This window comes from Rhizobium sp. Leaf341, assembly GCF_001424325.1.
Lineage (GTDB): Bacteria > Pseudomonadota > Alphaproteobacteria > Rhizobiales > Rhizobiaceae > Ferranicluibacter.
In genome coordinates, this window is record NZ_LMPE01000011.1 from 69137 (window position 1) to 83221 (window position 14085).

A 14085-nucleotide genomic window follows, 5' to 3' on the forward strand; every position below is an offset into this window, starting at 1 on the left:
TCGGATCGTTCAGGCTGCGGCGCGTTGCAGCATGCCGAACAGATCCCGCGGATCGTCGGGGTCGGCGATGATGTCGATCTGCTGGAAGAAGTCGGTTCCAGCCAAAGCCGCCCGCACGTAGCGAAGCGCGGAGAAATCCTCCACGGCAAAGCCGACGCTGTCGAAAAGCGTGATCTGTCGCGCGTCCGTCCGGCCCGGCACGTCCCCTCGCACGACCCGCCACAGCTCGGTGACCGGATAGTCCGGCGCCATCTGCTGAATTTCGCCCTCGACGCGGGTCTGCGGCGGATATTCCACGAACGTGTCGGCGCGCAAAAGGATGTCCCGATGCAGCTCTGTCTTCCCCGGACAATCCCCGCCGATCGCGTTGATATGCACGCCGCTGCCGATCATGTTGTCGGTCAGGATGGTGGCACATAGCTTGTCCGCCGTGCAGGTCGTGATGATGCCGGCACCCTCGATCGCCTGTTCGGCGCTTTCGCAGGCGTGGAGCACAAGCCCCGAGCCCGTGAGATTCCGGACCGTCTTATCGGTCGCCCGCCTGTCGATATCGAACAGCCGGACCTCGGTCAGGCCAAGGACGGACTTCATCGCCAGCGCCTGGAACTCGGCCTGCGCCCCATTGCCGATCATCGCCATCACCCGCGTGCCTTTCGGCGCCAGGTGGCGGGCCGCCATCGCGGATGTCGCTGCCGTGCGCAGCGCCGTCAACAACGTCATTTCCGTCATCAGAACAGGATAGCCGGTCGCCACATCCGCCAGGAGACCGAACGCCGTCACGGTCTGCAGGCCGGCCGCCATGTTCTTTGGGTGACCGTTCACATATTTGAAGCCGTAGATCTCCCCATCGGAGGTCGGCATCAGTTCGATCACGCCCTCGCGGGAGTGCGATGCGATCCGCGGCGTCTTGTCGAAGACGTCCCAGCGGCGAAAGTCCGCTTCGATCGTGTCGGTCAGTTCGCGCAGAACGCGCTCGATACCGAGGTGGTGAACGAGCCGCATCATGTTCTCGACGCTGACGAAGGGGATCAGGGCCTTTTCGGACGGCAGGGCAGACATCGGTTTTTCCTCGTTGCTCCGACGAATGGTAGCAACCGGAAATGTTTGTCGAAACGGCTGATGATTGGCATATCTCGCTTGAAAATGCGCATTCTGCATGGTCGAATTGCCCTTTTGGCCAGTGTCAGCGCGAGAGCAGATACTGCCGTGGTGCACTCCCCATCATCCGTCGGAACATGGTCGAGAACGCCGCAATGTTTTCGTAACCCGCATCCAGCGCGACGCTCGTGATCGAATGTCCGGCAGCAAGGCGCGGCAGCGAGGCAAACAGGCAGGCCTGTTGCCGCCACGTCACGAAACTGACGCCAGTCTGCGCCCGGAAGAACCGGGTGAAGCTTCGGCGGCTCATGGCAAGCTTGGCCGCCCATTCATCAATGCTTGCCACGGCGAGGGGGGTCTCCAGAAAGGCGCGGCACGCGTCGGCGAGACGCGGATCGTTGGGAAAGGGCAGGCCGAGCGGTACTTCCGGTAAATGCTGTATCTCGTCGAGCAGGAGATCCATGACCAGCTCGCGTCGGCGCGGGTTGGGGTGCGGACTGAGGCGTGGATTGGGGCTTGGATTGGGGAGTGGCGGCGTGTCCCGCACCAGTTCATCCATCAGATTGACCGCAAGCGTTGTGACGTTGACCACTTTCGGCCGCTCGACCAGGGCCAGTTGTGGATCGACGTAGATCGACAACATCTCGACCGGGCTCATGGTCTCCGATGCGTGCTCCAACCCGGCCGGGATGATGAGCCCGTGGCCCGGCGGGATCATCCAGCGCCGATCGATGGTTCCAACGACGACGACCCCCCGGCGGGCATGCCAGAGCTGCGTCTTCCCGTGTGAATGGACCGGGCTGCGCACGCCTTGTCTGTAGTGTCGGCCGATGACGTAGAGCGGCTCCTGTGCTGCATCGATGCGGCTCAGGCTTTTGCGGTGCTCGTCGAGATCGCTGTCGCTGCTCGGAAATTCGGTCGATCGCACTTTGGCCCACTCACGAAAAAAGTGGACCAGAGCGCAAAGGCAGGCCACCGTCAAGCTCTGTACGAGAGGCAAACGGCGAAACAGGTATCGAAGAGGCGGGAGGGCCGATATGGCAAGCGTGACCACAGAGAGCGGAATCCGGGCGGAGACGATCACCTTTTCGATCATCGCGGCAGCAAGTTTCTGCCACATGCTCAACGACATCATGCAGTCGCTGCTCACGTCGCTCTATCCCCTGATCAAGGCGAACTACGCGCTGGATTTCGTCCAGATCGGCCTGCTGACCTTTGCCTTCCAGGTGACGGCGTCGCTTCTGCAGCCCGTGGTCGGCGTGGTGACGGATCGCTGGCCCATGCCGTTCTCCCTGCCGGCGGCCATGCTTTCCACCTGCGCGGGCCTGTTCACGCTCGCCTTCGCACACAGCTTCGAAGTGCTCATCGTCGGCGCCTGCCTCATCGGCGTCGGTTCAGCCGTCTTTCATCCCGAAGCCTCCCGGGTCGCACGTCTCGCCTCCGGTGGACGCCACGGCCTGGCCCAATCCTTCTTCCAGGTCGGTGGCAACGCCGGAACGGCGATCGGTCCGCTTCTGGCAGCGTTCATCGTCATCCCGCGGGGACAGGAGACACTTGGCTGGTTCTCGATCTTCGCGATCGTCGGCTTTATCGTGCTGTCCTTCGTCAGCACATGGTATCTGCGTCACCGCCGGGCGAATGCCGGGCGCCCGACGCTCGATCGGGCCCTGCCGCTGCCGCGCAACCAAGTTTTGTGGACGCTGGCCGTGCTCACCGTTCTCACGGCGACGAAGAACGCCTATCTCGCCAGCATTTCGAGCTACTTCACCTTCTTTGCCATCGAGAAGTTCGGGGTCGGCGTGCAGGATGCGCAGATCATGCTGTTCCTGTTTCTCGGTGCCTCTGCTGCCGGCGTCTTTTTCGGTGGTCCGATCGGCGACCGCTTCGGGGCGCGCGTCGTCATCTGGTTCTCGATCCTCGGCGTCATCCCGTTTGCGCTGATGCTGCCCTATGCCGATCTTTTCTGGACCTCTGCGCTGGTCATCATCATCGGCTTCATCTTCTCCTCGGCCTTTTCCGCCATCGTCGTCTTCGCGCAGGAGCTGGTGCCGGGGAGGGTGGGGCTGATCGCCGGCATGTTCTTCGGCTTCGCCTTCGGGTTCGGCGGCATCGGCGCGGCCGTTCTCGGCTTGTTCGCCGATCGCTACGGCATCGAGTTCGTCTACCGTCTCTGCTCCTATCTGCCGCTCCTCGGCCTGCTCACGGTCCTGCTGCCAAAGCTGCCCGGCCGCAAGCGCGCCTGAGGTTCACGCGGAAGGCGGGCCGTCGCAGATGGCTTCCGCCTCGATCTCGACCTCGTAGTCCCCGATCAGGTCGCCAGCCTGCACCATGGTGTTGGCGGGCAGCACCGTGCCGAACACCCGGCCATGGGCGCGGGAGACCGGCTCCCACTGGCCGGCGTCGCGCAGATAGACGCGCGTTCGCACGACATCGTTCATCGATCCGCCAAGCGCGGTGATCGAGGCGGCGATCTTGTCGAGGATATAGGTTGCCTGCGCGCCGGCATCGCCCGGCGCAACGCAGCGGTCGGCGGCATGGGTCGCCGTCGTGCCCGAGACGTGGATGCGGTCGCCCACGCGAACCGCGCGGCTGTAGCCGGCAATGGGTTCCCAGACGCTGCCGGACGAAACCCGGCGACGCCCGGGGCGTCCCGGCACCGGCTCGGCGGTGTAGATCGACGGAATGGCGCTCAGGTGATGGCTGAGATCTCCGGAGGCGGTCAGGAAGGGCGCTTTCCGGTATTCGTCGCCGCAGTCTCCCGGGATGGGTTTCGTTCCTGCAAAGGCGGCGTCGAGCGCTGCGTGGTCTTCGGCATCGAGGCGGAATCGGAAGACGTTGAGATTGTCGTCTCTATGCTCGTTTTCCCCGAGACGCGCGCCGATGATCGTGGCAGCGACGGCGGGATGCTCCAGAACCCAGCGGCTGGCGACGTTCGAGACCGACACCTTGTGGCGTCTGGCGATATCGGATGCCGCGCGGAGAATGGTCTGGAACGCGTCCCAGCCGCCGGCCGTGTCGATGAAACGCTTGTATTTCGAGCGGCTCCAGTCGGGAATGGTGTCCGGTTCGGGCTTCCCCAACCATTTCTCCGAGAGAAAACCGCCACACAGCGTGCCATAGGCGAGGAGCTTGACGCCACGCTTCGCGCAGAGATCCGAGAGTGGGCCGGAGGCCCGGCGATCGACGAGCGAGAACGAAACCTGGTTGGTGGCGATCTCGATGCCATCGGCGAGCGCCAGCGCCAGGTGTCCGGCATCGAAGTTCGTCAGGCCCAGAGCACCGATCAGCCCTTCCTCCTTCAGGCGCTGCATCTCGTGCAAGGCATCGAGCCAGGCCGGATGCTCGAACGTCCACCAGTGGAACTGCAGGAGGTCAACCCGGTCCACACCCAGACGCGTCAGCCGCTCCTCAACACCGCGCCGCACGATCTCGCGGGTCATCTGTCCCGGCTCCGGGCACCATTTCGTGAAGGCGACAGGTCTTGGTTCCCCGGTGTATCGCGACAGCAGACGGCCGGTGATCACCTCTGCCGAACCATAGTGGTCGGCCATGTCGAACGTATCGAAGCCGTCCTGGGCATAGGCGTGCAGAGCGTCGGCCCCCCTCTCCGGGTCGATCGTCGTGCCGTTCTTCTCGATATCGGCAACCTGCCAGAGGCCGCAGACAAGGCGGCTGATCTCGAGGTCTGGGGTGAGGCGGATGCGGTCAGGGCGCTCGGTCATCAGGATGTCTCCCGGGCTTGCGCCCGTGTTTTCCGCGGGGGCTAAGCGCGCTGCGCGCGCCCACGATGCCGCGGGGCCGAAGAAGAAGGATGGCGCAGAGGCCGACGCCGATCGCCACGATCTGGAGCGCCGCCGCCCGGGCCTGCTGCTCCGGCGGCACGAAAGCGGAAACGGCCGCGGCGGAGAGGGCCCAGAGCCCCCAGACGAGGATCGCGCCGAGAATGGCACCGCGATTGCTGCCCGAGCCGCCGACGATAAGCATGGCCCAGACCTGGAAGGTCAGGATGGGCAGATAATTGTCCGGCGCGATAAAGCCGATGAAATGCGCCTGGGCCGCCCCTGCAAGACCCATGATGGCGCCGCCGATCGTGAAGGCCTGCAGGCGAAAGCGGATCGGGCGCTTGCCGAGGGCCTGCGCTGCCGTCTCGTCTTCGCGGATCGCCCGGAGAACGCGGCCCCACGGGCTTTTTGCCAAATGCTCGAGGGCGACGTAGAGACCGACCACCAGGCCGGTCATCAAGGCAAGGTTGGCAAGACCGAAGGCAAGGGCGTTGCCGGCAAGATGGGAGAAGGGGCGGGGAATGAAGCCGATGCCGAAAGCGCCGCCGGTCAGGGGCTGCAGGTTCAAGACGCAGAGCTGCACGCAGACCGCCACGCCGAACGTGGCGATCGCGAGATAGTCCGAGCGCAGCCGTATGGTCAGCGCGCCGACGAGCCATGCGGCGAGACCCGCCATGGCGGCACCGCCCGCCCAGCCGACGACGATCGGCAGGTCGAAGCCGCCAAACCTGTCCGGCGTCGGCGGCGTGGTCAGCAGCGCGGAAACATATGCACCGATGGCGACGAACGCCGCGATACCGACGTTGAACAACCCTGTCTGCCCCCATTGAAGGTTGAGCCCGAGACACATGACGGCATAGGTCAGCGCCATTGTCAGGAAGAAGCCCGCATAGGCCAGCAGATCGAGGCTCATGCGGATCTCCCGAAGAGACCGCGCGGCCGGAACAGAAGCACGGCGACCAGGATGACGAAGGAGACGGCCGCCCGCCATTCTGCGCCCACGATTTGGACGGCTGCGGCCTCCGAAAGGCCGACGACGAGGCCGGCCAGCATGGCGCCGGGCACGCTGCCGATCCCGCCGAGGATGGCGGCCGCAAACAGAGGCAGCAGGAGGTCGTGACCGAGATACGGCCGGATCTGAACGAGCAGGCCCGTCATGATGCCGGCAAGGCAGGCAAGGCCGGCGCCCAGCATCCAGACCACGCGGATGACCCGGCGCACGTCGACGCCTGCGATCCCGGCAAGCGCCGGGTTTTCGCTGACCGCTCGCATGGCGCGGCCGATATCGGTCCGTGTCATCAGAAGATGCACGGCGAGAACGGCGAGGAGGGCCACGGCAAGTGACAGCAACTGGTCCGGCGTTGCTCTCAGACCTGCCCCTAGCGGCATTGCGATCTGCAGCGCCTTGGTGAAGTAGGCAGGCTTCGACGTGAAGAGGAATTCAAGCAGGCTGCGCAGTGCAAGCGACGCCCCGAAACTGGCCATGACGAGAATGATCACGGCGCTTCCCCGCGCGCGAAGACGCCCGAAGAGAACAGCATCGACCGCGAGCGCCAGTGCCCCGGTCAGGAGGACGGCGACGATGGCGGCCAAGGGCAGCGACCAACCGAACGAGAACGGGCCAATGGGTCGTGTCAGGGAGGTCGAAAGCAGGCCGAGGGCCCCGCTGACCGCCAGAGCGAGATAGGCACCCCAGGAGAGAAGCTCGCCGTGGCCGAAATTGGCAAAGCGCAGGATGGAATAGGTCAGCGTCACGCCGATTGCGCCGAGACCGATCATCGCGCCTGCGACAAGGCCGTCCATGAGGAATTGCGGGTTCATGGGACAGCGGCCTCCACGGAATGCGATGTGCCGAGATAGAGGCGTGCCAACAAAGGATCGCCGAACAGGCCGTCGGCCTGTCCCTCATGCGCGATGCGGCCTTCGACCAGAACGACGGCGCGGCGGGATACGGAGAGAGCCGCCTTCACATTCTGCTCCACCAGCACGATCGTCACGCCTTCGCCGTTGATCTCGCGGAGCATGGAAAACACCTCCCCGACGATCTTGGGGGACAGGCCTGCGGAGGGCTCGTCGAGAATAAGGACGGCGGGGTCCACGATGAGGGCACGGGCGACCGCGAGCATCTGGCGTTGTCCGCCCGAGAGTGCCCCGGCGAGCCGCGAAGGCTGGCGTGCGAGATCCGGGAAGCGTCGATAAAGACGATCGATGAGGCCGGCGCGCGCCGCCTTGGGCAGAATGGCTGCGGCAAGCTGCAGGTTCTCGTGGATGGAGAGCGTCGCGAAGATGTTTTCGGTCTGCGGCACGAAGGCAAGGCCGCGGGCAGTTTTGCGATGGGAGGGAACGCTGGTGATATCCTGCCCGCGGAGATGAACGGTCCCACTCTTGATCGGCACGACGCCGGCGATCGCCTTCACGAGAGTCGACTTGCCTGCGCCGTTCGGGCCGAGCAGGACAAGGAAATCCCCGGAGGGCACGGTGAGATCCACGCCGCGAACGATCGGCAGATCGGGCTCGTAACCAGCGACGAGCGCGCGGATATCCAGTGCGGGAACCGGGATCGGAGACGCCGCCGCACTCATGCCATCGCTCCGAGATAGGCCTCGATGACGGCAGGATTGCGCGCAACCTCAGCCGGCGTGCCTTCCGCGAGCGGCTTGCCGATCGCCATGGCGACGACCCTTGAGCAGAGCCGCGAGACCATGTCCATGTTGTGCTCGATCAGAAGAATGGAGGTGCCCCCGGCATTGAGCTGAAGGACGCGCTCGATGATCGTTTCCAGAAGTGCAGGGTTGACCCCGGCTGCCGGCTCGTCGAGCAGGATCGCGCTGGGATCGGCCATGAGAATGCGTGCGAGTTCCAAGAGCTTGCGCTGCCCGCCGGAGAGAACGCGCGCCGGTTCGTGCTCCAGATGGGACAGCGTAACGAAGGCAAGGAGCGCTCGGGCCTTCTCCACGGCGGCCCTCTCCTGTCTGCGAACATGGGCGAGCCGCAGGAAGTTGGCAAAGAGGCTTTCCCCGTCCTGGCGCTGCGCGCCGGCGAGCACGTTCTCGAGGACGGTCATGTCGAGAAAAGGCCGGGGGATCTGGAATGTCCTGCCGATGCCGAGCCCGATCCGCTGCTCGGGCCGGTCCTGCGCGGCGTCCCGCCCGCCGATGCGGATCTCGCCCGAGGTCGGCTTCAGCGTTCCGGCGATAAGATTGAAGAGCGTCGTCTTGCCGGCGCCGTTGGGTCCGATCAGACCCACCATCTCGCCCCGCCCCACCTGCAGCGACATGCCGTCGACCGCCGTCATTCCGTCAAACCGCTTGACGAGATCACGAGCGTCGATGACGGCGGCATCGGGGGTCTGAAGGGGCAAACGAAGCATCCCAAGGCTGCGGGGAAATCACGGGTTTAGTCTTGCGAACCGTCTGCGCCAACCAAATCCGGGCGGCTAAAGTGCGCCTGTCGCAACAGGCTGATAACACTTATGGATTTCAACAGCTAGGTCGCCTTGTCCTCGTGTTTCGGACCGCCGCTTTTCCTGCCGCGGTGTTGCAGACTTTCGACAGTTCTAGCAGCGGAGAACAACGACGCGCCATAGCGACCGCCTGTGGGCAAGACGTCCTATTTCCGCAGAACGGCCTCGCGGTCGTCCACTGTCTCCACCCGGGTCGCAAACCAGTTTGCCAGCAGCGCGCCGGAAATGTTGTGCCAGACGCTGAAGATTGCGCTGGGCACCGCGGCAAGCGGCGAGAAATAGGCGGTGGCCAGCGCGGCGCCAAGGCCGGAATTCTGCATGCCGACTTCGATGGCGATGGCCTTGCGCTTGGCAAGCGACAGTCCGGATGCCTTGGCCGCGAAGAAGCCGAGGAGATACCCCAGGCCGTTGTGCAGCACGACGACGGCGAAGATCATCAGGCCGGATTGCGCAATGGCCGCCTTCGACCCGCCGACGACGGCGGACACGATCAGAACGATCCCGATGACACTCACGAGCGGAAGGGCGGGGACGGCGGCCTTGACGACGCCAGGCAGAAGTTTCTGCAGCGCCGCGCCTAGTGCGAGCGGAACCAACACGACCTTGATGATGCTGAGAAACATTGCCCAGCCATCGACCGGAAGGAACTGGCTGGCAAGCATCCAGACCAGGAAAGGCGTGATGATCGGCGCGGCCAGCGTCGTGACCGAGGTGCAGGCAACCGACAGGGCGACGTCGCCCTTGGACAGGAAGGTCATCACATTGGATGACGTGCCGCCCGGACAGCAGCCGACGAGGATGACGCCCGCCGCAACCTCCGGCGGCATGGGGATGATCCATGTCAGGAAGACGGCCAGCAGCGGCATGATCGCGAACTGGCCGACGACGCCGATGGTCACGTCGAACGGCCGCCGCAAAACCTCGCGAAAATCGTCGACGGAGAGGGTCAGCCCCATGCCGAACATGATGATCGACAGAAGGGTCACGATCCATGGGCCGATCTGCTTGAACGTATCCGGAAAGAAGAAGCCAAGGACCGCAAAGAGGATGACCCACAGGGCGAAGCTTTTGCCGACGAAGGCCGAGATGGATGACAGGCGGTTCATAGGCGCACTCCCGATGCCGTTTCGCCGTGGTGTAAACGCCGCGCCTTCCCTGTCAAGAGCAGGACTTCTGCAATCCAGGGCTTTCGTCCTTTGCATATTGTTCAACGATTTGTTAGGGAGCCGTTTACAAGATAAAGGAAGCCGATGTTCAAATTCACGATCAATCCGCCCGTCTTCTTCGGATCGGTGGCTGTCATTCTGATGTCTGTCGCTGTCGGCGCCGTCGCGCCGATGCGGGCCGAGGCGATTTTCGGCGCCCTGCAAAGCTGGATCCTCTCATCCTTCGGCTGGCTGTATCTCCTGGCGGTCGGCGTCTTCCTGTTCGGCATCCTCATTCTTGCCTTCGGCCGTTACGGGGACCTGAAGCTCGGCCCCGATGACAGCCAGCCGGAGTTTCGATACCTCTCCTGGATTGCCATGCTGTTTGCCGCCGGAATGGGCATCGGTCTCATGTATTTTGCCGTCGGCGAACCGATGACGCATTTTGCGACCCCGCCGACCGCCGACCCGCTGTCGGTCGCGGCAAAGCGCGAGGCGATGAGCGTCACCTTCTTTCACTGGGGCATCCACGCCTGGGCGATTTATTCGGTGGTGGGCTTGTCGCTCGCCTATTTCGGGTATCGCTACAACCTCCCGCTGACCATTCGTTCGGGGCTGTATCCCCTGTTGAAGGAACGCATCAACGGCCCGATCGGGCATATGGTGGATATCTTCGCCATTTGCGGCACGCTCTTCGGCATTGCCACATCCCTCGGACTCGGCGTGCTCCAGATCAATGCCGGGCTGAACTTCCTGCTCGGCGTGCCTGTATCGTCCGTCGTGCAGGCGGTCCTGATCGTCGTCATCTCGGCGGTCGCGACGCTCTCCGTCGTCAGCGGACTGGGCAAGGGTGTGCGCATTCTGAGCGAGCTCAATCTCGTTGTCGCCGTGGCGCTCATGGTCTTCGTTCTGATCGTCGGCCCCAGCACACAGCTGATGCGGGACTTCGTCCAGAATATCGGGCTTTACCTCGATACGTTCCTGCTGCGCACCTTCAACATCTACGCCTACGAGCCGACCCCCTGGATCGACTCCTGGACGCTGTTCTACTGGGCCTGGTGGATCTCGTGGTCGCCCTTCGTCGGCATGTTCATCGCGCGTATCTCGCGCGGACGGACCGTGCGTGAATTCGTGATCGCGGTACTCTTCGTGCCGAGCATCTTCACATTCCTCTGGATGACCGTGTTCGGCAACACGGCGATCGATATCGATCAGGGCGTCGCCGCCGGTGCGCTCGGGCAGGCCATATCGCAGGATATCTCGGTCGGGCTCTTCCAGTTCTTCCAGTACCTGCCGTTCCCGGCGGTCACCTCGGCGCTTGCCGTGGCGCTGGTCGCCATCTTTTTCGTCACATCGGCCGATTCCGGCTCGCTGGTGATCGACACGATCGCGGCCGGTGGTGAAACCAACACCGGAACGGCGCAACGCATCTTCTGGTGCGGCCTCGAGGGCTTCGTGGCGATCGTCCTGCTGCTGACGGGCGGGCTGACCGCGCTGCAATCCGCGACCATCGCCTCCGCCTTGCCTTTCGTCTTCGTGATGATGGCCCTGCTGTTCGGCTTGTTCAAGGGTATGCGGGCCGACGTGGCGCAGCAATCGACCCTTGTCGGGCCCATGGTGGCCCATCCGGCCGCCGGCATCACCTGGCAGCGCCGGCTGGCACTGGCGCTGAATGCCCCGAGCGCGACGGACGTTGCCACCTTCATCGACACCGTTGCGGAACCGGCGCTGGCGGCCGTTGCGGGCGAACTCCGGCGCGCCGGGCGGGATGCGACAGTGCGGCGGAGCGCAGAGGATGCGGGAACCGGCGGCGGGCTTGTGAGCCTGTCGGTGCCGGCCGAGCGCGTTCGCGACTTCGTCTATGCCGTTGCGCCCGCGGCGCAGAAACTGCCGGCCTACACCGCGTTCGACGCGGCGAAGATGGGGCTTCGGCACGAAGCGCGCACCTCGTTCTCGGATGGCAGCAAGGGTTATGACATCATGGGAATGAACAAGGAGCAGATCATCACGGATGTTCTTGCCCAGTTCGAACGCTACCTCGCATTGACGGCGTCAACCGAAACCGCGCTGATGACAAACGCGCCCGAGCACCCGTAAGGTCCCACGGACCGTCTGCGGCGGCCATGTCCTATCGCTCTGCAGCGCGGCGGTCGCCCGCCGGGCTGCGCGCTTCCCGCGCCTCATGCAGGTCGCCCGAACGTGTGCAGCGGTTTCGGGAAATAAGATGCATCAAAACAAGACCTGAAAGCGCGTTGCGTGAATCCTTTTGCACGGAATGCGCTTTAGAACCGTGCCTTCAGCTGCGCGCCGACGTTCCATTCGGGATCGTCATACTGGCGGAAAGTGGCACCAACTGAAGTGTCCATGTGCCAAACATCATCGAGACGGACGCCGATCCGGCCTCCGGCCGACGCAAAGGACTGGTCGCGTGCCTGGCCGGATACATCTCCGACCCAGTCGACAGATGCGCCTACGGCCTTGTCATCGGCGAAGATGCGGCCCACCGCACCAGACAGCGTGTAGTCCAGGCGGCCCTCGGTCTGGTGGCTCCAGGCGACTTCGGCGCTGGCGATGTTTTCGCTCGACGTGCCGCCGCGGACCTTGGCCGCGAAGAGATTGCGATCCGTCGCGGGCTCGTCGTAGCCGTCGAGGTCAAGCCATGCCTTTGTGAAGCGCGCCGAGAGCACGATCTCGTTTGCCGGGTCCGGCGCGAAAACGGCACCGATACGTCCGTAAGCGCTCACGAGCGATCCAGTGGCGGTACCGCCGGCGGAGACGACCGTGCTCGTGTCGAGGTAGCTGCGAGACAGATTTGCGCGCACATTGGGTGAGCCCCAGGCGCCGACCTCGCCAAAGCCCCGCCACGTCGCCTGCGGCGTCGTGTAGCGGACGGCCCCGGCGAGCAAAGCCAGCGTGTCGACCGAGACAGCGTCTTCGTCGGGATTGACGATCGCGGCACCGCCGAGAAGGCTGATCCCGCTGCCGGCTTCCCACCGACCCTTGAATCCTGCCGCAGCGCTGGACGTGCCGAAGAGGCTGATGGAACTGCCGGCATCGAAGCGCTCCCCTTCGCCGAGAAGCCCCTGTGCCGTGCCCATGAGTTCGGCGGCGATCGCCTGCCGCTGGCGCGCCAGCTGATCCATCGAGTTCGTCACCGAAGACAACGTCGTAAAGCCGAGACGCGTGATATCGACGGTGTCGAGAAGGAGGGTCGCGTCCGGTGTGTTCGGATCGATCGGTGCCGTCGTCTCGACGACGATCGTCAGGCCAAGCGTGTCCGATCCCGAAATTCCGACCTTGCCGCCCGTGGCGACGTCGTCCTGCAGCGGGCCTCCGACCTGATATGTGAGAACCTGTCGACCATCCTGCAGGGTCACGATCTGTGCCGTCTGGCCATCTTCCGCCGTGACGAAGCCGCGATAATCAACGCCAAAGACGCTGAAGCCATCGGCGCGCGTGACGGGAACGGTCAACTGGCAGGTGCTCGTCGCACGCGACAGACCGGGGCCGCCGCCGGCCGTTGCCGAAAAGTCGTCGAAGAGCACGCTGGTCGCATTGCCATCAGGCGAGGGAACGCTCGAAAACGTGCCGTCCGCACATCCGTCCGCCGCAGCGGCATTGCCCGACACGACCGCTGCCACGCCTGCGAAACAGAGGGCGAGAGACGTTCTGTTGCCCATGGGGAAACCTTCGATGGTGGCCGGCCGTGGCGGATCTGTCGAATGCGGGCGGGCGGCGTGTTTGCGCCGACCGCCCGGTTTGATGTTAGCGGCAGGTCTTCCACTGCAGCTGGTAAACGATGGCGGCCTTCACATCCTGTGTGTCGACCGTCGCCATGGCTTCCTGGCCACGGGTGGTGTTCACGCGGATGCTGGAATTGGTCCGCAGGTTGACGTCCTCGCCGCAGGCCGACCAGATCAGGGAGTCGGCCACCAGCTTGTTGGAAATCAGGTAGTCCTTTTCGTTCGGGCCGTTAAAGGTCTTGACGAAGGCCGGTCCGCGCGTTCCGGCAAAGAAGTATTCGACGTTGAACTGCGAGCGGGCGCCGCGCGGCAGCTGATTGAAGCCGCGATAGTCGATCGCCAGGACCGACACGCTGCGACCCTGGGGCACGTGAACCGGAATCGCAACGTTGCAGGTCTTGCGGTCGAAGTTCTTGCCGGTGTCTCCGCCGGCCTGGACGATGTAGTTGTCGAACAGCAGGCTCAGGGCCTTGCCGTCCGGGCTGATCGTCGCCGAAACGCTGTCGGACGGGCAACCGCTACCGCCGTAGCCGGGAACGCCGAGGGAAATGTCGTCTGCGTAAGCTGCAGACGAGATGAACAGCGACGCCAGCAGGAGACCGAATCTCTTCATTGAACTTCCTCGTTTTGATGTGAGCCTTAGGCCCTGGCAGGAAAATAGGTGTGCCAACATGAACCGTCGCTGAGCATTCCGTTCGGCTGCAATTCACGTCGGGAAGCGCTAGGAGTAGAGGGACGTGGTTAAGAGAGTTTTAAGCAAACGCGTTCGAAATCGCGTCATTTGGTGGCAAGATCATGTTCGTTCGCACGAACACAGATGATGCCACTCGCTTCGGCGGTAACCGACCGACCGA

12 protein-coding genes are annotated in these 14085 nt (G+C 64.0%); 2 read left to right on the top strand and 10 right to left on the bottom strand.

Annotated features, from left to right (window positions below; all coding sequences use genetic code 11):
- Nucleotides 1–9: 9 nt before the first annotated feature.
- Together ASG03_RS11535 and ASG03_RS11540 are read right to left on the bottom strand one after the other, a co-directional pair.
- Nucleotides 10–1059 (bottom strand): ornithine cyclodeaminase, encoded by a 1050-nt coding sequence (locus tag ASG03_RS11535; RefSeq protein WP_062478304.1) that lies wholly within the window; start codon nt 1057–1059, stop codon nt 10–12.
- Nucleotides 1060–1183: 124 nt separating this feature from the next.
- Nucleotides 1184–2194 carry an AraC family transcriptional regulator gene (locus ASG03_RS11540; protein ID WP_244475231.1) on the bottom strand — a complete coding sequence of 337 codons (1011 nt, stop codon included), beginning with the start codon at nt 2192–2194 and terminating at the stop codon, nt 1184–1186.
- Between ASG03_RS11540 and ASG03_RS11545 the strand changes: the two genes are divergently transcribed.
- Nucleotides 2136–3341, top strand: a complete 1206-nt coding sequence (locus ASG03_RS11545; RefSeq protein ID WP_062693666.1) for an MFS transporter — start codon at nt 2136–2138, stop codon at nt 3339–3341. The two genes, ASG03_RS11540 and ASG03_RS11545, sit on opposite strands and share 59 nt — an antisense overlap.
- A gap of 3 nt (nt 3342–3344) precedes the next feature.
- Here the strand turns inward: ASG03_RS11545 and ASG03_RS11550 are convergent, their stop codons facing one another.
- The 6 genes from ASG03_RS11550 to ASG03_RS11575 all read right to left on the bottom strand — a co-directional run bounded on the left by ASG03_RS11550 (nt 3345) and on the right by ASG03_RS11575 (nt 9449).
- A complete protein-coding gene (locus tag ASG03_RS11550; protein WP_062693667.1) occupies nt 3345–4820 on the bottom strand; it encodes an aldo/keto reductase in 1476 nt (491 codons plus the stop codon).
- Nucleotides 4804–5793, bottom strand: coding sequence for a branched-chain amino acid ABC transporter permease (locus tag ASG03_RS11555; RefSeq protein WP_062478312.1), 990 nt, complete (start codon nt 5791–5793; stop codon nt 4804–4806). Before ASG03_RS11555 ends, ASG03_RS11550 begins: the two co-directional genes overlap by 17 nt.
- Nucleotides 5790–6701 carry a branched-chain amino acid ABC transporter permease gene (locus ASG03_RS11560; RefSeq protein ID WP_062693668.1) on the bottom strand — a complete coding sequence of 304 codons (912 nt, stop codon included), beginning with the start codon at nt 6699–6701 and terminating at the stop codon, nt 5790–5792. The genes ASG03_RS11555 and ASG03_RS11560 overlap by 4 nt, the downstream gene beginning before the upstream one ends.
- Nucleotides 6698–7462 (bottom strand): ABC transporter ATP-binding protein, encoded by a 765-nt coding sequence (locus tag ASG03_RS11565; protein ID WP_062693669.1) that lies wholly within the window; start codon nt 7460–7462, stop codon nt 6698–6700. Before ASG03_RS11565 ends, ASG03_RS11560 begins: the two co-directional genes overlap by 4 nt.
- Nucleotides 7459–8241 carry an ABC transporter ATP-binding protein gene (locus tag ASG03_RS11570; protein ID WP_244475232.1) on the bottom strand — a complete coding sequence of 261 codons (783 nt, stop codon included), beginning with the start codon at nt 8239–8241 and terminating at the stop codon, nt 7459–7461. The genes ASG03_RS11565 and ASG03_RS11570 overlap by 4 nt, the downstream gene beginning before the upstream one ends.
- Before the next feature lie 248 nt (nt 8242–8489).
- Nucleotides 8490–9449, bottom strand: coding sequence for a bile acid:sodium symporter family protein (locus ASG03_RS11575; RefSeq protein WP_062478323.1), 960 nt, complete (start codon nt 9447–9449; stop codon nt 8490–8492).
- Between the two features lie 144 nt (nt 9450–9593).
- Between ASG03_RS11575 and ASG03_RS11580 the strand changes: the two genes are divergently transcribed.
- The gene (locus ASG03_RS11580; RefSeq protein ID WP_062693671.1) at nt 9594–11585 is read left to right on the top strand and encodes a BCCT family transporter; all 1992 of its coding nucleotides are present in this window, start codon (nt 9594–9596) and stop codon (nt 11583–11585) included.
- A 185-nt stretch (nt 11586–11770) separates the two neighbouring features.
- Here ASG03_RS11580 and ASG03_RS11585 read toward each other — a convergent pair whose 3' ends face one another.
- Nucleotides 11771–13168 carry a DUF4360 domain-containing protein gene (locus ASG03_RS11585; protein WP_062693672.1) on the bottom strand — a complete coding sequence of 466 codons (1398 nt, stop codon included), beginning with the start codon at nt 13166–13168 and terminating at the stop codon, nt 11771–11773.
- Between the two features lie 85 nt (nt 13169–13253).
- On the bottom strand, nt 13254–13844 hold the full coding sequence (locus tag ASG03_RS11590) for a DUF4360 domain-containing protein (protein ID WP_082475709.1): 591 nt from the start codon (nt 13842–13844) through the stop codon (nt 13254–13256).
- Between the last annotated feature and the right edge of the window lie 241 nt (nt 13845–14085).